This window comes from Marinobacter sp. PE14 (assembly GCF_053566155.1).
Window position 1 is genome coordinate 96,221 of the sequence record NZ_JBQXNY010000003.1, and the last position, 22,027, is coordinate 118,247.

At 58.5% G+C, this 22,027-nt stretch carries 20 protein-coding genes and 2 tRNA genes; 4 read left to right on the forward strand and 18 right to left on the reverse strand.

Going from position 1 to position 22,027, the window contains the following annotated elements; all coding sequences use genetic code 11:
* Positions 1-5: 5 nt before the first annotated feature.
* From fnr to ylqF, 3 genes are all read right to left on the reverse strand, one after another.
* Positions 6-755, reverse strand: a complete 750-nt coding sequence (fnr, locus tag ACWJ62_RS11110; RefSeq protein ID WP_449286253.1) for a fumarate/nitrate reduction transcriptional regulator Fnr — start codon at positions 753-755, stop codon at positions 6-8.
* 139 nt (positions 756-894) lie between these two features.
* Positions 895-2,103 (reverse strand): beta-ketoacyl-ACP synthase I, encoded by a 1,209-nt coding sequence (gene fabB / locus ACWJ62_RS11115; RefSeq protein ID WP_449286254.1) that lies wholly within the window; start codon positions 2,101-2,103, stop codon positions 895-897.
* Positions 2,104-2,238: 135 nt separating this feature from the next.
* Positions 2,239-3,177: a ribosome biogenesis GTPase YlqF gene (ylqF, locus tag ACWJ62_RS11120; protein ID WP_449286255.1), complete on the reverse strand. Its 939-nt coding sequence runs from the start codon at positions 3,175-3,177 to the stop codon at positions 2,239-2,241.
* Positions 3,178-3,419: 242 nt separating this feature from the next.
* Here ylqF and ACWJ62_RS11125 point away from each other — a divergent pair, with 242 nt between their 5' ends.
* Positions 3,420-3,884: a Spy/CpxP family protein refolding chaperone gene (locus ACWJ62_RS11125; RefSeq protein ID WP_449286256.1), complete on the forward strand. Its 465-nt coding sequence runs from the start codon at positions 3,420-3,422 to the stop codon at positions 3,882-3,884.
* Positions 3,885-4,297: 413 nt separating this feature from the next.
* Here ACWJ62_RS11125 and ACWJ62_RS11130 read toward each other — a convergent pair whose 3' ends face one another.
* The 15 genes from ACWJ62_RS11130 to ACWJ62_RS11200 all read right to left on the reverse strand — a co-directional run bounded on the left by ACWJ62_RS11130 (position 4,298) and on the right by ACWJ62_RS11200 (position 18,553).
* Entirely contained in the window at positions 4,298-6,802 is a 2,505-nt protein-coding gene (locus tag ACWJ62_RS11130; RefSeq protein WP_449286257.1) for an efflux RND transporter permease subunit, read from the reverse strand.
* A gap of 48 nt (positions 6,803-6,850) precedes the next feature.
* Positions 6,851-8,071 carry a methyl-accepting chemotaxis protein gene (locus ACWJ62_RS11135; protein ID WP_449286258.1) on the reverse strand — a complete coding sequence of 407 codons (1,221 nt, stop codon included), beginning with the start codon at positions 8,069-8,071 and terminating at the stop codon, positions 6,851-6,853.
* Positions 8,072-8,079: 8 nt separating this feature from the next.
* Complete coding sequence (gene lipA / locus ACWJ62_RS11140) at positions 8,080-9,132, reverse strand: lipoyl synthase (RefSeq protein WP_449286259.1); 1,053 nt, start codon at positions 9,130-9,132, stop codon at positions 8,080-8,082.
* A 129-nt stretch (positions 9,133-9,261) separates the two neighbouring features.
* Positions 9,262-10,539: an O-acetylhomoserine aminocarboxypropyltransferase/cysteine synthase family protein gene (locus tag ACWJ62_RS11145; RefSeq protein WP_449286260.1), complete on the reverse strand. Its 1,278-nt coding sequence runs from the start codon at positions 10,537-10,539 to the stop codon at positions 9,262-9,264.
* Positions 10,540-10,668: 129 nt separating this feature from the next.
* Positions 10,669-10,857, reverse strand: a complete 189-nt coding sequence (locus ACWJ62_RS11150; protein ID WP_449286261.1) for a hypothetical protein — start codon at positions 10,855-10,857, stop codon at positions 10,669-10,671.
* An 80-nt stretch (positions 10,858-10,937) separates the two neighbouring features.
* Positions 10,938-11,372 carry a PACE efflux transporter gene (locus tag ACWJ62_RS11155; protein WP_449286262.1) on the reverse strand — a complete coding sequence of 145 codons (435 nt, stop codon included), beginning with the start codon at positions 11,370-11,372 and terminating at the stop codon, positions 10,938-10,940.
* Positions 11,373-11,483: 111 nt separating this feature from the next.
* Positions 11,484-11,560: transfer RNA gene (locus ACWJ62_RS11160), tRNA-Met, on the reverse strand.
* Positions 11,561-11,653: 93 nt separating this feature from the next.
* On the reverse strand, positions 11,654-12,745 hold the full coding sequence (ychF, locus tag ACWJ62_RS11165; protein ID WP_449286263.1) for a redox-regulated ATPase YchF: 1,092 nt from the start codon (positions 12,743-12,745) through the stop codon (positions 11,654-11,656).
* 38 nt (positions 12,746-12,783) lie between these two features.
* The gene (gene pth / locus ACWJ62_RS11170; RefSeq protein WP_449286264.1) at positions 12,784-13,371 is read right to left on the reverse strand and encodes an aminoacyl-tRNA hydrolase; all 588 of its coding nucleotides are present in this window, start codon (positions 13,369-13,371) and stop codon (positions 12,784-12,786) included.
* A gap of 30 nt (positions 13,372-13,401) precedes the next feature.
* Complete coding sequence (locus ACWJ62_RS11175) at positions 13,402-14,052, reverse strand: 50S ribosomal protein L25/general stress protein Ctc (RefSeq protein WP_449286265.1); 651 nt, start codon at positions 14,050-14,052, stop codon at positions 13,402-13,404.
* Between the two features lie 166 nt (positions 14,053-14,218).
* Complete coding sequence (locus ACWJ62_RS11180; RefSeq protein WP_008176348.1) at positions 14,219-15,169, reverse strand: ribose-phosphate diphosphokinase; 951 nt, start codon at positions 15,167-15,169, stop codon at positions 14,219-14,221.
* A 52-nt stretch (positions 15,170-15,221) separates the two neighbouring features.
* Positions 15,222-15,296 (reverse strand) — tRNA-Gln (locus tag ACWJ62_RS11185).
* 19 nt (positions 15,297-15,315) lie between these two features.
* Positions 15,316-16,179, reverse strand: a complete 864-nt coding sequence (gene ispE, locus ACWJ62_RS11190) for a 4-(cytidine 5'-diphospho)-2-C-methyl-D-erythritol kinase (protein ID WP_449286266.1) — start codon at positions 16,177-16,179, stop codon at positions 15,316-15,318.
* On the reverse strand, positions 16,176-16,808 hold the full coding sequence (lolB, locus tag ACWJ62_RS11195; protein ID WP_449286267.1) for a lipoprotein insertase outer membrane protein LolB: 633 nt from the start codon (positions 16,806-16,808) through the stop codon (positions 16,176-16,178). The genes ispE and lolB overlap by 4 nt, the downstream gene beginning before the upstream one ends.
* Positions 16,805-18,553: a tetratricopeptide repeat protein gene (locus tag ACWJ62_RS11200; RefSeq protein WP_449286268.1), complete on the reverse strand. Its 1,749-nt coding sequence runs from the start codon at positions 18,551-18,553 to the stop codon at positions 16,805-16,807. Before ACWJ62_RS11200 ends, lolB begins: the two co-directional genes overlap by 4 nt.
* Positions 18,554-18,800: 247 nt before the next feature.
* Between ACWJ62_RS11200 and hemA the strand changes: the two genes are divergently transcribed.
* The 3 genes from hemA to prmC are packed head-to-tail and all read left to right on the forward strand — an operon-like array spanning position 18,801 to position 22,016.
* Complete coding sequence (gene hemA, locus ACWJ62_RS11205) at positions 18,801-20,090, forward strand: glutamyl-tRNA reductase (protein WP_449286269.1); 1,290 nt, start codon at positions 18,801-18,803, stop codon at positions 20,088-20,090.
* Positions 20,087-21,175 (forward strand): peptide chain release factor 1, encoded by a 1,089-nt coding sequence (gene prfA / locus ACWJ62_RS11210; protein WP_449286270.1) that lies wholly within the window; start codon positions 20,087-20,089, stop codon positions 21,173-21,175. Before hemA ends, prfA begins: the two co-directional genes overlap by 4 nt.
* Positions 21,165-22,016, forward strand: coding sequence for a peptide chain release factor N(5)-glutamine methyltransferase (gene prmC, locus ACWJ62_RS11215; RefSeq protein WP_449286271.1), 852 nt, complete (start codon positions 21,165-21,167; stop codon positions 22,014-22,016). The genes prfA and prmC overlap by 11 nt, the downstream gene beginning before the upstream one ends.
* The last annotated feature ends 11 nt before the right edge of the window (positions 22,017-22,027 follow it).

The window sequence follows — 22,027 nt, forward strand, 5'->3', positions numbered from 1 at the left end:
GTTACTCAGTTATTGCACTGGCGGGAGAATTCCCGGCTGACCATTTGCAGGGCTTCGATATCCAGAAGTTCGACTTCCCGGCCCCGGGCCTTGATGATGCCCTGATTCTGAAAGCGCGTGAATACCCGGCTTACCGTTTCAACGGCGAGACCCAGGAAGTTTGCGATGTCGTTCCGTGCCATGGGCAGACTGAAGTTGGTCGGCGACATACGGCGGCGCTGGAATCGGCTGGACAGCGACAACAGCAGTGCGGCAATGCGCTCTTCAGCGGTGTTCTTGCTCAGCAGCATGGCCAGTTGATGGCTGTTCTGGATCTCCTGGCTCATCAGGTGATACATGTGGTGCTGCAACTCCGGCAGTTTGCCGGTCAGCTCCTCCAGTTTCTCGATCGGAAACTCACACACGCTGGTCCGTTCCAGAGCCTTGGCAGTGCAGGCATAGTGTTCACTGCCAATGCTGTCCAGGCCCACCAGTTCCCCGGGCATGAAAAAGCCCGTCACCTGTTCCTCACCATTTTCCGTAATGATCGACGTCTTGATGGAGCCGCTTTTCACCGCAAAACAAGAGCGGTAGGGCGTACTCTGGTCGAAGATGTGTTCACCACGGTTGAAGATCCGTCCCTGCTGGACAATGTCTTCCAGGCGGTCGAGGTCATTCTCTTCAATTGCCAGGGGCAGGCACAGGTTGCTAAGACTGCACTGGTGGCAGGACGCCTTGAGGGGAGATGCCTGACGAAACGGAATTGCTTGAGCCATACGTGATAATCCGTCCGATTTGATCCATGTCAACTATGTACCTTAATACGGATGGCTGTCTTTGCCAATAATCAAGCTGGATGATCTTAGAATATATTTTTAAAAAATAAGGGCCCGCAGGCCCTTATGCACCCCGGTTTCAGAGCTTCTCGAATACCAGTGAAGCGTTGGTTCCACCAAATCCGAAACTGTTGGACATCACGGTGTTCAACGAGGCTTCCCGACCTTCAGGGCCTACAAGAGGAATATCGCTGATTTTCTCGTCCAGATTGATCAGGTTCTTGGTGCCGGCGATGAACCCGTTCTGCAGCATCAGCAGCGAGTAGATGGCTTCCTGAACACCGGCAGCGCCGAGCGAATGACCAGACAGTGACTTGGTTGAAGAAATAGCCGGGATGTCGGAACCGAAGGTGGCCCGCACCGCGCCCATCTCGGCAACGTCGCCAACCGGGGTGCTGGTGCCATGGGCGTTAATGTAGTCAATCTTGCCATGGATAGTGGCCATGGCCTGCTTCATGCAGCGCTGGGCACCCTCGCCCGAAGGCGCGACCATGTCGTAACCGTCCGAGGTGGCGCCGTAGCCGGTCAGCTCGGCAATGATGTTGGCGCCGCGCTTCTTCGCGTGTTCCAGCTCTTCCAGCACCATCATGCCGCCACCGCCCGCAATCACGAAACCGTCCCGGCCGGCATCGAAGGGGCGCGAAGCCGTTTCAGGCGCGTCGTTATATTTGGTGGACAGCGCCCCCATGGCATCGAACATCATGGTCAGGCTCCAGTCCTCTTCCTCACCGCCACCGGCGAAGACAATGTCCTGCTTGCCGGCCTGGATTTGCTCCATGGCGTGACCGATGCAGTGGGCGCTGGTGGCACAGGCCGAAGACATGGAGTAGTTCACGCCACGGATCTTGTAGGCTGTGGCCAGGCATGCGGACACTGTGCTGGTCATGATGCGGGGGACCATGTAGGGCCCGATGCGCTTCACGCCTTTCTCGCGCATGATGTCGGTGGCTTCTACCTGGCTCGAGCAGGAGGCTCCGCCCGAGCCAGCGATCAGGCCGGTGCGGTCGTTTGAGATCAGGTCTTCGGTCAGCCCCGCCTGGGCGATGGCCTGCTCCATGGACAGAAAACTGTACATGGCGGACGGACCCATGAACCGGCGGATTTTGCGGTCGATAACGGATGTGTCCACATCCACCGAGCCTGCAATCTGGCTCCGGAAGCCCATTTCCTTATAGGTTTCGTTGAAGCGGATGCCTGACTTTCCATTCTCCAGGCTCTGGGTGACCTCGTCCAGTGAGTTTCCGAGGCAGGACACGATGCCCATGCCGGTGACGACGACGCGTCTCATAAGTTCCTCCTTACCGACCGGCCGAAATGGCCGATCTTGCGATCAATAACGTTATTTAACAGTCTAGGCGCTTTGGCCCGGATACGATATTTGACCTTGGTAAGGGGCGAGGGGCGGATTGAGTCTAGAGCCGAATCAGCGACTGCTACCCCGGCCTTTCCTGGGGCCCTTCTTTTTACCGTCGACCTCTTCCCTGGCCGCCTTCTCGGCCTCGGCCTCGGCCGCTTCCCGAGCTTCTCGCTCGACCATCTCCGGAGTCTCCAGGGAGATGCGCCCCAGGGTTCCGGCCCGGAATTCGTTGAGTAGCACCTCCGACACTTTATGCAGGTCAGGGATGCCGCCGCGCCCGAAAAACCTGCGCTTTGCGGCAATACCGTCCATCAGCGCCAGCGCGTCTTTCGGCAGTTCTTCAAAGCCGTAGCGGGCCCGCACAAGCTCCGGGTAGGCTTCCAGCAGGTACTCGGCCTCGAACATGGCCACATCCTCAAAATCCAGAACCGCGCTTCGAATCGCTCCGGTAACCGCCAGACGGTAACCGCAGGCCTCGGGCGACAGTTTCGGCCAGAGGAAGCCCGGGGTGTCGTAGAGCAGAATATTGTTGGGCAACTTGATAGCCTGCTGGGCTCTGGTTACTGCCGGTTCGTTCCCGGTTTTGGCTGCAGGTCGTCCCGCCAGTGTGTTGATCAGGGTGGACTTGCCGACATTCGGAATACCCAGAATCATCACCCGTAATGCGCTCTTCTGGCGATCGTGACCGGGCGTCATCTCTCCCGCCAGCTTGAGGATGGACAGTGCCTCACTGCGCTGGTTGTGGGTAAGAGTGATGGCGCGCACCCCACGTTCTTTCTCGAGCCAGGCTAACCACTGCTCGGTAATCTCTGGATCCGCCAGGTCGCGCTTGTTCAATACCTTGATCAGTGGCGTATCACCACGAAGGGCCGGCACGAGCGGGTTTTCGCTACTGAAAGGAATACGCGCATCAACCACTTCGATGATGAGATCCATCTGCGGCATGACTTTTTTGATCTCCTTGCGGGCCTTGTGCATATGCCCTGGAAACCAGTTAATGGCCATCTTGTCTGCTCCGGATGTGGTTAAACGGCGCCATTATGAAGGGGAATGACTAAACTTTCACATTTGTTTGAATCCCCGTGTGTGGCGGGTTTTAGCGAGGGATACTGAGAAGTATGTACAAAAAGAGGGCTGATCGGGGTGAAAAACCGTATCCGTATGTTTTAGGGTGTAGTCCCTGAACGATGAAACCAATGTATGTCGGTGGTATTCAGATTGCGGCCACCCTGTTTATGGAGAGAGTTATGAAGCTTGCAAAACTGTTTGGTACTGCCCTGGTCGCCCTGAGCCTTTCGGTTCCGGCCATGGCCCAGCAATCCGGTGGCCAGCCGGATCAGGTTGATCAACTGGCCCAGATGGTAGGGCTGACTGAAGATCAGCAGGTTGAAATCCGTGCCATCATCGACGAGATGCAGGGCGAAATTGGCGAGCTTCGCCAGGAAGCCCGTGCGCTGCAGCAGCAGATGCAGGGCGAGATCAAATCAGACTTTGACGAAACCGCCATTCGCGAACAGGCTGAAGAGCTGGGCGATGTGACCGGCGAGATCGCGGCTCTGTCTACCCTGATGCAGGCGAAGGTCGACAGCATCTTCACCCAGGAGCAGCGCGACGAGCTGGATAAGCGTATGCAGCAGATGCAACAGCAAATGCAGCAGCGTCGTCAGATGCAACAACAGATGCAGCAGGGCCAAGGTCAGGGCATGCAGTAATCCTGCTTTCCCTCTGACTTTGTTGGAGAAGGGCCGCATCCTTGGGTGTGGCCCTTTTTTTGTGTCCGTAGCCTGCGAGTTCTGGTGGGGCTCGGCGGGTGTGGGCCTTTGCCAGAACCGCTACGAGCACATCCATGTGCGCTTGACGTCGGCCATCCTTGGCCGCCGACATTCTGGCAAAGGCCCACACCCGCCAAGCTTCAGAAATCGGAGCTATAGGAAGTCACCTTGGATTCGAATCTCAGCGTGCCTTTTGACGGTTTGCGATTACTGAACTGTTTGAAGAACAGGGGTGTTGCCCCCTCCCAAAAATGGCTGTGGCCAAGGATGGCCACAGCCAAGCGCACATGGATGTGCTCGTAGCGTTTTTTGGGAGGGGGCAACACCCCTGTTCCTCCTCTGAAACCGGAAGGCTAGGAGCCCAAGACTGAAGCCCCGCCAGAGCCAAAGGGTTTAACCAGAACAATGAGCCGGGGAAGCAGGGTAAGCGCCCCCACCAGAGCCATGAACATGGCGAACCCGGTGAACAACCCGAAGTAGATGGTCGGGATGAAGTTGGAGAGCACCAGTATCGAGAACCCGGAGATGATGGTCAGCGAGGTGAAGAACATGGCCTGGCCGATGCTCCGGTGGCAGCGGTGCATGGTGGCGATGTAGTCGCCGTCTTTCTGGAACTCGGTTTTGAACCGGTGAATGTAGTGGATAGTGTCATCCACGGCGATGCCAACAGTGATTGCGGCCACGGTGATGGTCATCATATCCAGGGGAATGCCCAGCCAGCCCATCAGGCCGAGCACGGAGCCGGCGGCGATGAGGTTGGGGGCAATGCCGATGAGTGCCAGCTTGAGCGAGCGGAACAGGATCAGGAACATCACCATGATGGCGGCGAAGACCACGCCGATGGTCTTGATCTGGGAATCGAACAGGCTTTGCAGCATGTTGTTGTACATCACCGTCATGCCGGCAAAGAGTATCTGATCCTCGGAGTAGCCCAGTTTCGTCGTCAGGTGTCCACGGATGCGGTTCAACAGCTCCTGTCGTCGCAGTTCCGGCATGGTCTCCAGTATCCGGATGCTGAAGCGGGCCTGGTCGTGTTCCTCGGAGATGTAAGGCGTCAGCAGGGTATCCTGCAGGTCGTCCGGAACGGCAGCAGGTACAAATGCCAGTTCCAGGGCGTCCAGAGGCTCGCCCTGGTTGATTTGTGCGAGGATATCCAGCGTGGTGTTGATTGAGAGCACCTTGCCGGTTTCCGGTAATCCGTCCAGGTACTGGTGAACGGCTTCCAGTTCTTCCATTTTCTGGTAGGTGTACCAGGTATCGCGGTATTCCTCTCCGGCACCGCAGTCTTCCACGAACGGGTCGCAGTCACTGGCAAACGGGTCGCCGCCGCTCGCGCCTTCCGGTGGTGGATCGTCGGTGATCACTACGTCCAGAGGCGTCGTTCCGCCCAGGCGATTGTCGATGGTGATCATGCCCTGATGGATTTCGGTGGACGATTTGAAATAGTCGATAAAGCTGTTTTCCACCGTCAGCTTGCTCAGGCCGACCACGCAGAGCATCGCAATCAGGCCGGAGCCGACCAATACCGTCTTGCCGAAGTGTTCCGTGAACCGCGCAAAGGCATCGGTGAAGGGCACCCTGTCAGAGGTAACCCGGCTGTCCAGTGGTGGTGGCAACAGGGTGAGCAGGGCCGGGAAAACAATAAAGGTGATGAGAAAAGCTACGGTCAGGCCCAGGGTCATCATCCAGCCGAAATCGATGACCGGGCGAATGCCGCTGAAGGTAAGGGACCCGAAGGCGACAATGGTAGTGATGGCCATGTAGAAGCAGGGCTTGATCATCGCCATTACGGTGTTACGCAGGGTGTCTCTGGCGCTTGCCTCGGGCTCGTCGTGCTGGAATTCCCGGTAGCGCACGATCAGGTGGATGGTGAGCGACAGGGTCATGATCAGCAGCAGGGAAATGAAGTTGGAGGAGATGACCGTCACCGGCCACTGGGCCCAGCCCAGAAAGCCGACCATCAGCCAGACGGTAAAGCTGCAGCACAACAGTGGCACCAGAACCCAGCGCCACTGCCGGAAAATGATGGCCAAAGTGAGCAGCAGAAACGCCAGGACGCCAAGCCCGAAGGTCGACAGGTCGTTTTCGATGAAGCGGATCATGTCCGCCACAATCATCGGCACCCCGCCCAGGTGGATGTCTGCGCCGTCGCGGTAGTTGTCGAGAATGGAGCGAACCGTGCGGATGGTGGCATCGCGCTCGACGCCGAGGGTTTCTGTAAAGTCGATGAAATCCTGTTTTACCCGTTCCAGTTCGGCCAACTCGGCCTCGGAGGCTTTGCCGGCGCCGGCCTTGTCTCTGAGATCGTTTCGTTTGTTCAGTAGCTCAAAATATCGATCCGGCGTGGGCAGGTTGACCTGTATCGCGGTTGTACGTCCGTCTTCACTGATCAGCAGGTTCGGGTAGAGCGGATTGTCCAGAAGCGCCTGGCGAGCGGTGTCCGGCGCTACATCGTGCTGGTCAAGGGTCTTGATCTCGCTGTCCACGGTATCCAGCGTCAGATCCGGGCTGTGGAGCAGGGGTACGTTCAGGATGCTGTTGGTGGAGCCTACGGCTTCCAGGCCTTGCAGTTCATCCCGCAACGCGCCCAGTCTGGCCAGCCCATCTTCGGAGAACAGTTCACCTTCGGGGGTATAGGTGACGATCAGGAAATCGTCCGAGGTGGTGAAGCGGCGGTTTACCTGGCGGTATTGTTCGAGGGATCGGTCGTTTTCCAGTACCAGGGACTCGGCGGAAGCATCCAGGCGGAATTCGCCGAATTTGATAGCGGCGAGGGCCAGAAGGAGGCCAAAAGCTGCAAGGATAATAACGGGATGCGGAAAAATCAGGCGGTCATACAGGGCGCGAAGACGATTCATGAACAACTACTCTGCCAGTTCAAACGAGTGCAGAGTGTGCCATAAACCTCAGTGAACCGTGACCTTTGACGAGGCTTCTTCCAGGGAATCGATCAGCTTTTTCAGGCGGCGGCTCATATCCGCGCTCTCGGCAAGCTGAGTTACCATGTTCTGGGTGGTTTCGCGAATGCCCTGAACGTTAGCCAGCACGTCGTCGGTGCCAGCGGTCTGGTCCGCCGAGACGTTGGCGATTTCCTGGTTGGTATGATCGATCCGGCTGACCACCTCGTTAATGGCTTCCAGGGCACGGCGGCCTTCCTCGGATTCCTCGACGCAGCGGGTGGCATCCTCGGAGCTGCCGGTCATCTGGTTCACGGCCGTGTTCATGGCATTGAGTAGGCGATCGATGGTGCCCTGAATCTGATCGGTGGAGTCCTGGACTCGCTGGGCCAGTTTACGGACCTCATCGGCAACCACGGCAAACCCACGGCCCTGTTCGCCAGCCCGGGCTGCCTCGATAGCCGCGTTCAGGGCCAGCAAATTGGTCTGTTCGGCAATGCCCCGGATTTCGGTGATGGCGTGGCTGATTTCATGGCTGTTTTCGGCCAGGGCTTCGACGCTGCTGGCGGAATTGCGCACCACATCGGCAAGCTTGCGGATGCTGTCGGCACTCTGGCCGACACGGGTGCTGCCGTCGCGGGCCGCATCGCTGGCTTCGTGGGACAGGGTCTTGGCAATTCCGGCCTGTTCAGCGATGCCGGTGAAGCTTTGCAGCATGGTTTCGATGACTTCCGCGGAGCGATCGGCGCCCTGTTGTTGGCGACCGAGGTCATCCCGGCGGGCCTCGGCGGCCGAGGTGAGTTCCTCGACTTCCTGGTGCAGCCGTTCAGTGGCTTCCTTCATGCTTCGGACCACGCCCACGGTGCGGTCCTGCATGGCATTGAACGCGCTGGCCATTTCGCCGATTTCGTCGGTGGAATCCACCACCGCCCGCTGGCTCAGATTGCCCGAGGCCTGCACATCGACCATGGTGTCTTTCAGGCGATTCACGTGGCGCTCGATAAACGAAATCAGCAGCTGGGAGCCGGCCATCTCGAGCACCATAAGTATTGCCACAACCAGCGCAAAGCCGGCCGCCGTCTCAGCGAAGACCTGGTCGAACGTCTTGCTGGTCTGCCCGGCAATGGTGTTCATGGCGTAGAGAACGAGCAAGCAGAGAACTGCAAAAACGACAATGTTCAGCAACCAGAATTTGTACTTCAGCCGGGCATTTCGCAGCAGTGTCAGCATGAATGTTCTCAGTCGATGGCCTTCACCGGAATCTGCATGGCATTGGAGGCTTGGGGAACCTCGGGCACGGCAAGACCCAGATTGTTTTTATCGAAGACTTTGTCAGCCCGGTAGCTGGAGCGGACCATGGGGCCGGATGGCACTTCCATGAAACCCTTCTCCAGGCCGATTTCCCGGTAACGGTTGAACTCTTCGGGGGTGACGTAGCGTTCCACGGGCAGGTGATTCGGAGTAGGGCGCAGGTACTGGCCCAGGGTCAGGATATCCACACCGATGGCGCGCAGGTCGTCCATGGTTTCCAGGATTTCCTCTTCAGTTTCGCCCAGGCCCAGCATCAGGCTGGTCTTTGTGAGCACATCCGGACGGTGTTTCTTGGCGTGCTCCAGCACCTGCAGGGTTTTTTCATAACCGGCCCGTGGATCACGGACCCGACTGGTCAGCCGTTTGACGGTTTCCACGTTCTGGGCGAAGACATCCAGCCCGGAATCCACAACCTTCTCGACGTCCGACATGACGGCATCAAAATCCGGCGTCAGTGCTTCAACGGCGACTTCGGGCGTGCGCTGTTTGATGGCCGACACACAGGCGGCATAGTGCGCAGCGCCGCCGTCGTCGAGGTCGTCACGGTCTACCGAGGTAAGCACAATATATCGAAGGCCCATGAGCTCTACGGACTTTGCGGTGTTCTCCGGCTCTTCATGATCCAGCCAGCCTTTCGGGTTGCCGGTGTCTACCGCGCAGAATTTGCAGGCCCGGGTACACACAGAACCCATCACCATGATGGTGGCAGTGCCGGCGGTCCAGCACTCACCGATGTTGGGGCAATGGGATTCCTGGCAAACGGTGCTCAACCGGTGCTCGCTGACGTTCTTGCGCACCGCCTCATAGCGCTCGCCGCCGGGCATGCGGGCCCGCAGCCATTTGGGCTTTCGCTCAGGCTTCTCCGCCGTGGTGGCTTCCTGCTTTGATGACCGCTTGACGCCGTCCTTGATGGCCGAGAAGCCATGTTCATTGCGGAATTTGGAACCACTGGTAATGCGGGTTTTTGCGCTGTCGCTCATTGCAACCGGACTCTCGATTCGGGCATGGGGAACCCTAAAGAGTAATGGGCTGGCGGGGGAGTTACAAGACAGATAGGGGCAATCACGGGGGTGCCGGGCACGACATTGGTCGTACCCGGTTGACCGTCATCAAGCCTGGGCTTTGTCCAGGGCCTGGGTAATGTCGGCAATGATGTCGTCGACATGCTCGATGCCGATAGACAGCCGCACTAGATCCTCGCTCACGCCGGCACTCTTCAGTTCCTCAGGGTTCAGCTGGCGGTGGGTGGTGGTGGCCGGATGACAGGCCAGGGATTTGGCGTCACCGATGTTCACCAGACGCAGGATCAGGTCCAGGGCATCAATGAATTTCGCGCCGGCTTCCCGGCCACCCTTGATGCCAAAGCTCAGGATGCCAGAGGCCTTCCCGCCACATATCTTGTCACAGATGGCCTTGTAGGGGCTGTTGGCCAGGGTCGCGTAGTTGACCCATTCAACAGATGGGTGCTCCTGCAGGAAGTTCGCGACTTTCTCTGCGTTCTCGCAATGACGTTCCATACGCAGCGCCAGGGTTTCCAGACCCTGCATGATCAGGAACGCATTGAACGGCGCCAGGGCGGCACCGGTGTTGCGCAGTGGCACCACACGGCAGCGACCGATGAAGGCGGCAGGGCCCAGCGCCTCGGTATAGACCACGCCGTGGTACGACGGATCCGGCTCATTCAGCATCGGGAACTTATCGGCACTGGCCTTCCAGTCGAACTTTCCGGAATCCACGACAACGCCTGCGACGGTGGTGCCGTGGCCACCGATGTACTTGGTGAGCGAGTGAATCACGATATCGGCACCGTGCTCAATCGGGCGGCACAGGAACGGCGTGGCAACCGTGTTGTCCACCATCAGCGGGATGCCGTGTTTGTGTGCAATTTCGGCCCAGCGCTGGATATCGACCACGTTGCCCGCCGGGTTGCCGATGGACTCGCAGAACAGGGCGCGGGTGTTTTCATCGATAGCCTTTTCCACGGCATCGAAATCATCATGGCGCACCATCTTGCACTCAATACCCTGGTTTGGCAGCGAGTGGGCAAACAAGTTGTAGGTGCCGCCGTAAAGCTGGCTGGTGCTGACGATGTTGTTGCCCACCTTGCAGATGGTCTGCAGGGCATAGGTGATGGCAGCCATGCCAGAGGCCACGGCCAGAGCGCCAACACCGCCTTCCAGTTCTGCCATCCGCTCTTCGAGAACCGCGTTGGTCGGGTTCATGATGCGGGTGTAGATGTTGCCCTGAACCTTCAGGTCGAACAGATCGGCACCGTGCTGGGTGTCATCGAAGGTGTAGGACGTGGTCTGGTAAATCGGCGTGGTAGCGGCCCGGGTAGTGGGATCGCTTTTGAAGCCTGCGTGCAGCGCGAGGGTTTCCGGTTTCATGTCAACGGTCCTTGCTGGTGTGTTGTTCTTTGTGGGTTTCAGCCCGTGAGTATGCCACAGAGTTTCTCGTTAGAGGATCGTTGCAATGGGTCGGAAAGCGAAACCATTCCGGGCGATACGTACCCAGCGCTAATCGTCCCGCTGTCTCCTTGCAGACCTGAGATAGTCACTGATGGATGGGTAGAAGAATATTCCCAGGCAGAGCCAGAAAACACTAATCGACAGGAGGGCCGCCTTCACGCTCGCGCCAGCGAACCCAAGGGCAATGGGAACCAGAATAACGGCCAGGAACACCGTGAGGGCATGGCGGGATTTCATAATGCGATACAACCTTAAAACGCATTCGGGCGGAGCCTCTATCCTATCCGACTCCCGCCTCCGGAATTGTCAAAGTTTGTTTAAGTGACGTTGGATTTCTTGGCGTCCGTGTCAGGAAATATAGAGTCGTAACACCAGGTGAATACGAACGCATACACCAGATAGAACACCACGAACGCCACATCTACGATCAGCGCTTCCAACAGGCCAATGCCCATCCACCAGGCAATGATCGGCAGGAAAATCAGCATCAGGCCCAGCTCGAAACTGACGGCGTGGAGGAAGCGCATACGCAGGGATTTACGGGTTGATCCGGTGAAGTGTTTGAGTCCGTGATCGAACCCCAGGTTGAACAGGTAATTCCAGATAGTCGCGATGGTGGCGCCAACCACACCAAGGACTCCGGTTCTTCCCATATCGAAGCCGAACGTCACCGCAGCGAGGGGAACGGAAAGCAGGAGGCCGATCAGCTCGAAAGAGATGGCCTGGCGAACTCTGTCTTTGGTTGATCTCATAGCAGACGTTGTACGAAGGCGGGTCGTCCCGCGTTCACTGCCCGGGAAGGGTGGGGTCGTCCCCAGAAACTGAAAAAGCCCGGCGTTTTCACGTCGGGCTTTTCAGAATACTGGTAGCAAGGGGCGGAGTCGAACCGCCGACCCCAGCATTATGAGTGCTGTGCTCTAACCAACTGAGCTACCTTGCCATTTCGCTTTGGGCATCGCCCCGAACGAGGCGCGTATTTTCAGTATTTGGGCCCTTTGTGTCAAGGCTTGGGGTCCAGATTTTTCCTGAAAAACTACACGTTGAAGCGGAAGTGGATTACGTCGCCGTCTTTCACGATGTATTCCTTGCCTTCCAGGCGCCATTTTCCGGCATCCTTGGCCCCGGCTTCGCCGTTGTATTGTACGAAATCGTCGTAGCTCACCACTTCTGCCCGGATAAAGCCGCGCTCGAAGTCGGTGTGGATCACGCCAGCGGCCTGGGGTGCCGTAGCGCCCACTTTTACCGTCCATGCGCGGACTTCCTTTACCCCGGCGGTAAAGTAGGTCTGCAGGCCCAGCAGGCCGTAGCCGCCGCGAATAACCCTGTCGAGGCCTGGCTCTTCCATGCCCATTTCTTCCAGGAACATGGATTTTTCATCGTCTTCCAGTTCGGAGATTTCGGCCTCTATCTTGTTGCAGATAGGCACAACCACGGCATTTTCCGACTCGGCGATCTTGCGCACCGTGTCCAGATGCGGGTTGTTCTCGAACCCGTCCTCGCTGACGTTGGCGATGTACATGGTGGGCTTGACGGTGAGCAGGCAGAGCTCACGGATCAGGGCCATCTGGTCCTTGTCCAGATTCATGCTGCGCACTGGTTTGCCTTCGTTCAGTACCGGCAGTAGCTTCTCGAACATCTCGAGCTGGGCTTTGGCCTCTTTGTCGCCGCTTTTTGCGACTCGCTGAACCCTTTTGATGGCTTTCTCAACGGTTTCCAGATCAGCCAGAGCCAGTTCGGTGTTGATGATTTCTACGTCCGAAGCCGGGTCAATCTTGTTGGCAACGTGAATGACGTTGTCGTCCTCAAAGCAGCGCACCACATGGGCAATGGCATCGGTCTGGCGGATATTGGCCAGGAACTGGTTGCCCAGGCCCTCGCCTTTCGAGGCGCCCTCTACAAGGCCGGCGATATCCACGAACTCCATGGTGGTTGCCACCACCTTTTCCGGCTTAACGATCTCGGCGAGCTTGTTCAGGCGAGGGTCCGGCATGGCGACAACACCGGCGTTGGGCTCGATGGTGCAGAACGGGAAGTTTTCCGCGCCAATGCCGGATTTGGTCAATGCGTTGAACAGGGTAGATTTGCCGACGTTGGGAAGGCCGACGATGCCGCAGTTAAATCCCATGGAATGCCTCTGCTGGTGCTGAAAAAAATTTGGTCGGATTATACCGGTTTGAAACTGTGCAGGCGATTCATGGCGGCGGGGAGTTTGCCGCTGGCTGCGTCCGGTAATACCCGCATGATTTCGTCGATCACTGCGTTCAGTTCCTCGGTTTCCTGTTTGCCAAGGCGGCCGAGAACGTAGCCGGTTACCCTGCGGCTGTCGCCGGGGTGCCCGATGCCGATGCGCAGTCTCTGGAAATCGTTGGTGCCCAGGTGGGAGACGGTGTCTCGCAGACCGTTGTGTCCGCCGTGGCCGCCGCCTTTCTTGAGCTTGGCGGTACCCGGGGGCAGATCGAGCTCGTCGTGGGCTACCAGAATTTGTTGGGGCTGAATCTTGAAGAAGTCTGCCAGCGCCTTGATGGCCAGGCCGCTGCGATTCATGAAGGTAGTCGGATTCAGGAGGTGCAGGTCCAGGCCCTGCCATTGAATGCGGGCATAGAGCCCGTGGTATTTCTTGTCGGGGCGGAGCGTCTGGCCCGCAGAGCGGGCCAGAGCTTCGACGAAGAGGGCACCGGCGTTATGGCGGGTATTCTCGTAGTCAGCCCCGGGGTTTCCCAGGCCAACCACCATGACAATATCCTGCGCCATTTGCCGCTGCCCTCCTCAGAACAGGAGTGATTACTCCTTGTCTTCGCCGCCTTCTTCGCTTTCTTCGCCGTCTTCGGCTTCATCATCAGCCTTGGCGCCGCGCGGCTTGTGGATAGCCACAACCGGCAGGTCGTGATCTTCACCCTGGAGCAGGGCGGCAATCTTGACGTCTTTCGGCAGATTCAGGTCGCTCAGGTGAACTACCTGGTCCATCTCGACAGTGGTCATATCCACTTCGATGAACTCGGGCAGGTTCTGCGGCAGACAGATCACTTCAACTTCGTTGATCTGGTGGTTCGCTACGCCGCCCTGGAGCTTGATAGCCGGTGCGGTGTCTTCGTTGATGAAGTGCAGCGGTACGTTGACGTGGATCTCGTGGTCCTTGTCAACGCGCAGGAAGTCAGCGTGGGTCAGGATCGGCTTGTACGGGTGACGCTGCAGATCCTTCAGGATGACGCTTTCTTTCTTGCCGTTCAGTTCAACGGTCAGAACGTGAGAGAAGAACGCTTCGTTTTCCAGAGCTTTTTTCAGCTCGTTGTGCCAGATGGCAATCGCAGTAGCGTCTTTTCCGCCACCATAGATGATGGCCGGAATTTTACGCTCCTCACGACGCAGGCGGCGGCTCGCACCTCTCCCCTGATCGTCGCGAGGAAATGCTTCGATAACAAATTCCTGAGACATGGTATTAACCTCAATCGTCACCTGAACTGCCCGCGACCAGGCGTTGGATCAGGTGATGTTTCTGAAAAGCCGGATTTTTCCGGCTGACTAAAAGAGTCGGGAGCCTGTGTAGGCTCCCGACCCGGTAACTGCTTGTAATGCCTTGATATTACGACCTTGAGATCACTCAGGCATTCTCGAACATGGCGCTGATGGACTCTTCGTTGCTTACGCGGCGAATAGACTCCGCAAGCAGCCCGGCCATTCCGAGGACGCGGATTCTATCACAATTATGCGCTTTGTCACCCAGCGGGATGGTATCGCAGACCACAAGTTCGTCCAGCTGTGAGGCATTGATGTTATCAATGGCCGGGCCTGAGAGAACCGGGTGGGTGATGTACGCAACTACGCGGGCCGCGCCATGCTCTTTCAGGGCATTGGCCGCTTTGCACAGCGTGCCGGCGGTATCGATGATGTCGTCGACCAGGATACAGGTCTTGTCTTTGACGTCACCGATGATGTGCATCACCTGGGACACGTTCGCTTTCGGGCGACGCTTGTCGATGATAGCGAGATCGGCGTCGTCCAGCCGCTTGGCCACGGCACGGGCGCGAACCACGCCGCCAACATCCGGAGATACTACGACAAAGTTCTCGAAGCGCTGCTTGAAGATGTCTTCGAGCATGACCGGTGTGGCGTAGATGTTGTCCACCGGAATATCGAAGAAGCCCTGGATCTGGTCGGCGTGCAGGTCAACGGTCAGAACCCGGTCGACGCCGATGCTGGAAATCATGTCTGCGACCACCTTGGCGCTGATGGCAACGCGGGTAGAGCGTACCCGGCGATCCTGGCGCGCGTATCCATAATAGGGGATAACGGCGGTGACTCGTGTAGCGGAAGCACGGCGAAGTGCGTCGGCCATCACGATCAGTTCCATCAGGTTATCGTTGGTGGGGTAGCAGGTCGGCTGGATGATGAACACATCATGGCCGCGGACATTCTCATTGATCTCGACGGTGGTTTCCCCGTCGCTGAAACGGCCTACAGTGGCCTGACCCATGGGAATGTGGAGTTTGCGGGCAATCGCTTGAGCCAGTTCAGGGTTGGCGTTGCCAGCGAAGATCATCAGTTTGGACACGACGGCATCCTTCTCAGTATCGGCGTTTGATTCAGAAGAAGCGGGAGAAAGGTGGCTGGGGTGGCAGGATTCGAACCTGCGCATGACGGGATCAAAACCCGTTGCCTTACCACTTGGCGACACCCCAGTATCGTGCTTTTTTGGCATCATTTCAGCTCTGTTAGCTTTTTGTGTAGAGGTGAACTGTTCACCCCTTGAGCTACGAACCCCGTGACGCCGGAGGGTTTGCTTTCCCAGATGATCCGGGCTGCGGATTCTGTCGGGAAACGTCCAAATATGCAAGCCCCGGTTCCGGTTAATCTTGCAGGTCCGAATTGTGAAAGCCATTCCAGGCTCTGGTTAACTTCAGGATACAGTTTTCGAACTACATCCTCACAGTCGTTTCGGTACCTCGAGGCGTCTCCCTCAAAAGCGGGCGCTATTTTGATTCTCGGGGTGTTCCTTGTCAACCCTTGCTCGGAAAAAATCTTGCCAGTGTTGATGTTGCAGCCAGGCTTGAGAACAACGAACCAGTCCTCCGGCGGATAAGCGTTGGTCAGTGTTTCACCAATCCCCTCGCCGAAGGCAGTATGGCCCCGGACAAACACCGGAACATCGGCGCCCAGGCCGAGGCCGATTCCGGCAAGCTCATCGGTGCTCAAATCGAGCTGCCAGAGATGATTCAGGCCCAGCAGAGTGGTTGCAGCATTGGAGCTGCCGCCGCCCAGGCCGCCGCCCATGGGCAGCCGTTTGGTGATGCCGATAGTGATCCCGGGCAAATCGCCGCCAACCCTCTCAACGAGTGCTCTGGCCGCGCGAATGATGAGGTTGTCCTCGTCGTCGACACCGGGAACAGGCTCCGTGAGCCTCACGCCCGGCTCGCCGGGTGTCAGGGAGAAGCTCAGCTCATCGCCGTAGTCCAGAAACTGGAACAGGGTCTGAAGCTCGTGGTAGCCGTCGTCCCGGCGCCCGACAATGTGCAGAAACAGGTTCAGCTTGGCCGGTGAGGGCAGTGTCAGGTCAGGTGTCACTCGGGCTGCTCCTGCCAGTCACTGACTACCAGGCGAACCCGCTTGTCCTCCTTGAGGGCGGTAATTCGGGCAGGCAGTGCAGGGTAAGCGGAGAGGAAGGTTTGCCAACGGTCGTAGCGGATCTCCCAGCCGTTCTGGCGGATCATGGCCAGGGTGCCCTGATCATCAAACAGCAGGCGATAGCCGCTGGCGGGTGATGGCAGGCCCCGAATCCACCAGGTCAAATTCTCCAGCGGCAACTGCCAGCCCGTGGCCGCCTCGACCAGACCTTCCGGTTCGCCCGAGCGGTAGGTTTCGCCGTTCGGCAGGGTCAACTCGATAAACCCGGGTACCCCTTTGAGTGTTGTGCTGCCCATGCCGAGGAAAGATGAGGAAAGGGCAAGATCGTAGGCTTCGCCATCCTGGATCCAGTGATTGATGATGGCGGTTCCGCTGTCTGATGGCTGGCGCACCGCCAGCTTCCCGGACAGCTTCCAGTGGTCGAATTTGCCAAGACTGGCTGCGCGAGTGGTCCAGTTAGCCGGAGGCTGGTCTGTCATGCCCGCCGGCAATGGGTCGATCTGAATCGTGGTGCAGGCGCCGAGCGTGGCAAGCATGGTCAGTGCTGCCAGAATTCGCGCCAGTCTCATTCGGTGTCACCACCATTGGTCAGCCGATCAATGGTTTCTCTGAGCACTTCGTGATCGCTGTCCTGTTCGAGGCCTTCCTGCCAGATGATTCGGGCCTGTTCTTCGGCTCCGTTCATCCATAACGCCTCACCATAGTGAGCGGCAACTTCCGGATCCGGGAAGGCGGCCCAGGCACGAGAAAGGTAGTCGAGCGCCGGCTCGAGCTGGCCTTCGAGGAACAGGACCCAGCCCATGCTATCGAGGATGGCCGGATTGTCGGGGTCCAGCCGCAGTGCTTTCTCGATATAGCCGCGGGCTTCTCTCAGTCTGTCTGTCCGGGTGGTCAGGATGTAGCCCAGGGCATTCAGGGCAACGGCGTTTTCCGGTTCCTGTTCGATAATCTGCTTCAGATCGGCTTCGGCTTCGGCAGGCTGTCCGATGCCATCGTAGAGCATGGCCCGGGCGTAGCGGATCTCGATATTGTCCGGATGTTCTTCCAGGGCTTCCTTGGCGGTGCTCAGAGCCTGCTGTTGCTGTTCCTGATCCAGTAGCAGGTTTACTTCCAGTAACCAGAAGTTCTCTGCCTGCCGGGGGTTGGCTTCGCGCAGCCTGCGGATGCGGTCAATGGCGTCCTCAAGCTGTCCGTTATCAGCCAGCAGGGAGCTGGCGCGGGCCAGGGCCGGAAAGTAATAATTGCCCTGTTCGACGCTCTGGTAATAGCCAATGGCCTGGTCGGTATTGCCTGCCTGGTCCTCAATGCGGCCCAGGTAGTAGTTGGCTTCGCTGGTATGGTGGCCTTGTTCGGCCAGCTGTGTCAGCTCTTGCCGTGCCAGGTCGGTCTGCCCATTCTCAAGAGCGACCAGTGCATGAGAGAGTCTCAGGCCCGGAGTGTCCGGGTAACGCTCAACGAGGCGGTTGAATTCATCCTGGGCAGCCTGTAATTCGCCTTCATTTATAAGCATGCGGCCGTAAAGTGTGCCCATCTGTCGGTTGCCCGGAAAGCGGCGGGTGTTGGTCAGCAGGTAATCCAGGGCGCTGCTTTTCTGACCGGTCTGGTAGAGCAGGTCGCCCCTGAGAATGATAGCCGGTTGGAAGTTCCCGTTTTCCTGCAGGAGTGGTTCGAGTCTGTCCAGGGCTTGCTGTGGCTGCCCGGTTACTTTTAACAGGAGCGCGATGCTGTATTCCAGTTCCGGGGTTTCGGGGTGGCGGTCCGACATTTCATTATAGAGGGCGAGCAGTTCCTGCTGTTGCTCTGGCGGCAGATTGGCAGCCATAGCGGCAAGGCTGTCGAAGTCCGCATCGCCGCCCTGATCCATGATCCGTTCCATGTGATGGATGGCGGTCTGGAGGTCGTTGCCCTTTACGGCCTGGATCGCAGAGATTCTGTGGGCCTGGAGGTTATCCGGGTCGATTTCCAGCCACAGCTCGGCGAGCTGTTTCTGGGCGTTATCGCCGTTCAGGGACTGGGCAATTCGCATGGCCCTCTCAATCACTACCTGGTCACGGGACTGCTTGGCAGCCTTCAGGTAGTTAACCAGGGTGATGTCGTAGCGTCCGCGCTGGGCCGCGATCTCGGCAGACAGCAGCAAATAGAGGGTTTCGGGCTCGAAATCGGCGTATTCAACCGGTGGCTTTGGCTCCGTCTTGCTCTCAGTGGCGGCTGTTTCGCCAGGAGCAGGCGCTTCCTCAGTGCCGGTGAGGCTGGCACATCCTGCCAGTGTGAGGCCAAGCAGGCAGGTAACCAGAAACGGTACGGACTTGTGCATGCAACTTCCCATGGTCTGTCGAAAACGCATCAAAAATAACCACGCTCCAGCCCCTTTTTTGAGGTGGATCGGGTCGCGGCCTCAGCCGAATCCCTATAATGGCATAAGCATCTGATCTTGCCCAACCTGTCCGCACTTGCCGAAGCTGCGGTGGTTTTGGGTGGCAGCTCAGGCCGCTGGCCGTTAAAATGTCCAGTAATTGCGCGTATCTGCACCGCTCATCGGCAAAAGGTTGTACAACCACGAAATGGCACTGGTAACGCTGGGAATCAATCACCGCACGGCCCCCGTAGAACTACGGGAGCGAGTGGCGTTTACGCCCGAGCGTATGGCGGAGGCGTTTGCCGAGCTGCGTGCGACGTCGGGCGCCACCGAGGCTGCGATACTTTCGACCTGCAACCGGACCGAGCTTTACCTGGCCGGCGATGACGACTGCGCACCCATGGTGCTTCGCTGGATGGCCGGCTTCCATGATATGGACGCCGCGGAACTGGAAGAGGCGCTGTACGTGCACCGCGACGGTGATGCCGTGAGGCACATGATGCGAGTGGCCGCGGGCCTGGACTCCATGGTGTTGGGCGAACCGCAGATCCTCGGGCAGTTGAAGGATGCCTATTCCCTGGCCAGGGAACACGGCGCCAGTGGCTCGTTCCTGTCCCGATTGTTCGAGCACACCTTTTCGGTCGCCAAGCGCGTGCGGACCCAGACCGCCATCGGTGAGAATCCCGTCTCTGTTGCCTACGCAGCGGTGAGCATGGCGCATCATATCTTTGCCGACATGTCCCGCAACAAGGCCTTGTTGATCGGTGCCGGCAAAACCATTGAACTGGTGGCCCGGCACCTTGCGGATGCCGGCGTGAAGGATTTTCTGGTGGCCAACCGTACTCTTGAGCGGGCACAGGCACTGGCAGAATCTCGCGGTGGCAAGGGCATTGTGCTGTCCGAGATCCCGGAACACCTGGCCGATGTCGACATTATTATTTCGTCCACGGCAAGCCCATTGCCGATCCTTGGTAAAGGCGCCGTTGAGCGTGCCCTGAAGAAACGCAAACACCGTCCCTATTTCATGGTGGACATTGCCGTGCCCCGGGATATCGAGCCGGAGGTGGCCTCGCTGGACGACGTCTATCTCTACACGGTGGACGACCTGCGCCAGGTTATCGAGGAAAATATCCGCTCTCGTGAGGGTGCGGCCAGGGAGGCCGAGAATCTGGTGGCGTCCGGGGTTCAGGATTTTCTGAACCAGCTAAGGGCCTTGGATGCGGTGTCTACGCTCAAGCAGTTCCGGCAGCGCGCCGAAGTGCTGCGCGATGCGGAGACCGAAAAAGCCCTGCGCGCCCTGCGCAATGGCACAGATCCTGAAACCGTGCTGCGCAGTATGGCACGCGGCCTCACCAACAAACTCCTGCACGAGCCCTCCGTGCAGGTTCGCAAGGCCACCACAGAAGGTCGCACCGAGGTGACAGAGTGGCTGCGTGAGTTGCACCAGCTGGATGCACTGGACGCGGACACGACGACAACCCCGGAAAAACTATGAAGCCAACGATCCAATCCCGCCTCGAGCAGCTCTCCGACCGCTTCGAGGAAGTCAGCGCATTGCTCAGTGATTCCTCCATTATCTCCCAGCAGGACAAGTTCCGGGATCTTTCCCGGGAGTTCGCCGAGATTGAGCCCATTGTTCACTGCTTCCAGGCCTGGCAGCACTCCCTGGATGACATCGAGGCTGCGCGCGAGCTGGCGAAAGATGGCGACGCCGATATGCGGGAGATGGCCGAGGAAGAACTGCAACTTGCCGAGCAGAAGAGCGAGGAACTCGATGAAGAGCTCCAGCGCCTGATGCTGCCGAAAGACCCGAACGACGGCAAGAACGTATTCCTCGAGATTCGCGCCGGCACCGGTGGCGACGAAGCCGCTATCTTCGCCGGCGACCTGTTCCGGATGTATCTGCGCTATGCCGAGCGCCGGCGATGGCAAGTGGAGGTTCTGAGCGAGAGCGAGGGCGAGCACGGTGGTTTCAAGGAGTTGATTGCGCGCGTGGCTGGTGACGGCGTTTACGGTGCCCTGAAGTTTGAGTCGGGAGCCCATCGGGTGCAGCGCGTTCCGGAAACCGAGTCCCAGGGCCGGATCCATACGTCGGCCTGCACCGTGGCGGTAATGCCCGAGGCCGATGAAGCCGAAGCTATCGAGCTCAACAAGGCGGATCTGCGGGTGGACACTTTTCGTGCGTCCGGTGCTGGTGGTCAGCACGTCAATAAGACTGATTCGGCGATCCGGATAACGCATTTGCCAACGGGCATCGTGGTCGAATGCCAGGAAGAGCGTTCCCAGCACAAGAACCGAGCCAAGGCGTTGAGCCTGCTGGCTTCGCGGCTTCAGAATGCCGAGACCGAGCGGCAGCAGAAGTCCATGGCCGAGACTCGCAAGAGCCTGGTGGGCAGTGGCGACCGTTCCGAGCGCATCCGCACGTACAACTTTCCCCAGGGGCGGGTGACGGATCATCGGATCAACCTCACCCTCTATAAGCTCGACGAAGTGATCGCCGGTGATCTGGGCGCCGTCGTCGTGCCGTTGCAGCAGGAACACCAGGCCGAGCTGCTCGCCTCTCTTGCCGATGACCAGTAAACCCTCACTGACCTGTGAAGCCCTTTTGAAGAAGGCATCCACCCGGATTGATAGCGATTCGCCCAGGCTGGATGCCGAGCTGCTCCTGAGCCACATTACGGGGCTCAGCCGAACCAGTTTCCGGGCCTGGCCGGAACGTCAGGTTACCGACGCTCAGGCCGAGGCCTTTGAGGAGCTGGTGCAGGATCGGGTGGCCGGCAGGCCTGTGGCGCATTTGTTGGGGCAGCAGGAATTCTGGTCACTGCCGCTGAAAGTCAGTGCCTCCACCCTGATTCCAAGACCGGATACCGAATGCCTGGTGGAAGTTGCCCTGGCTTTGCCACTGCCGCCGCAAGCCAGAGTAATGGATTTGGGAACGGGTACGGGCGCCATTGCTCTGGCTCTCGCCAGTGAGCAAGGGGGTTGGCGAATGTCTGCCTGTGATGCCGTGCCTGAGGCCGTGGCGCTCGCCCGTGACAACGCCGTTGCGCTTGGCCTGAACCTTTCCGTGGTCCAGAGCTCCTGGTTTTCAGGGCTGGAGCCAGAGAGGTTTGATCTGATTGTCTCCAATCCACCCTATATCCCCGCTAGTGATCGCCACCTCAAAGAAGGGGACGTTCGATTCGAACCTGCCTCGGCCCTGGTGTCCGGCAGCGATGGCCTGGATGATCTGCGGCTGATTATCAGTCAGGCGCCGCAATGGCTGGTTGAAGGCGGCTGGCTTCTGGTTGAGCATGGTTTCGATCAGGCGGAGGCCGTGGCAGAGTTGTTTCACGCTCGCGGGTTTAACGCCGTAGAGACCCGGCGGGATTATGGCAACCGGGATCGGATGACACTTGGAAGATGGTATTCCGGTGCTTGACAGTGGAGATG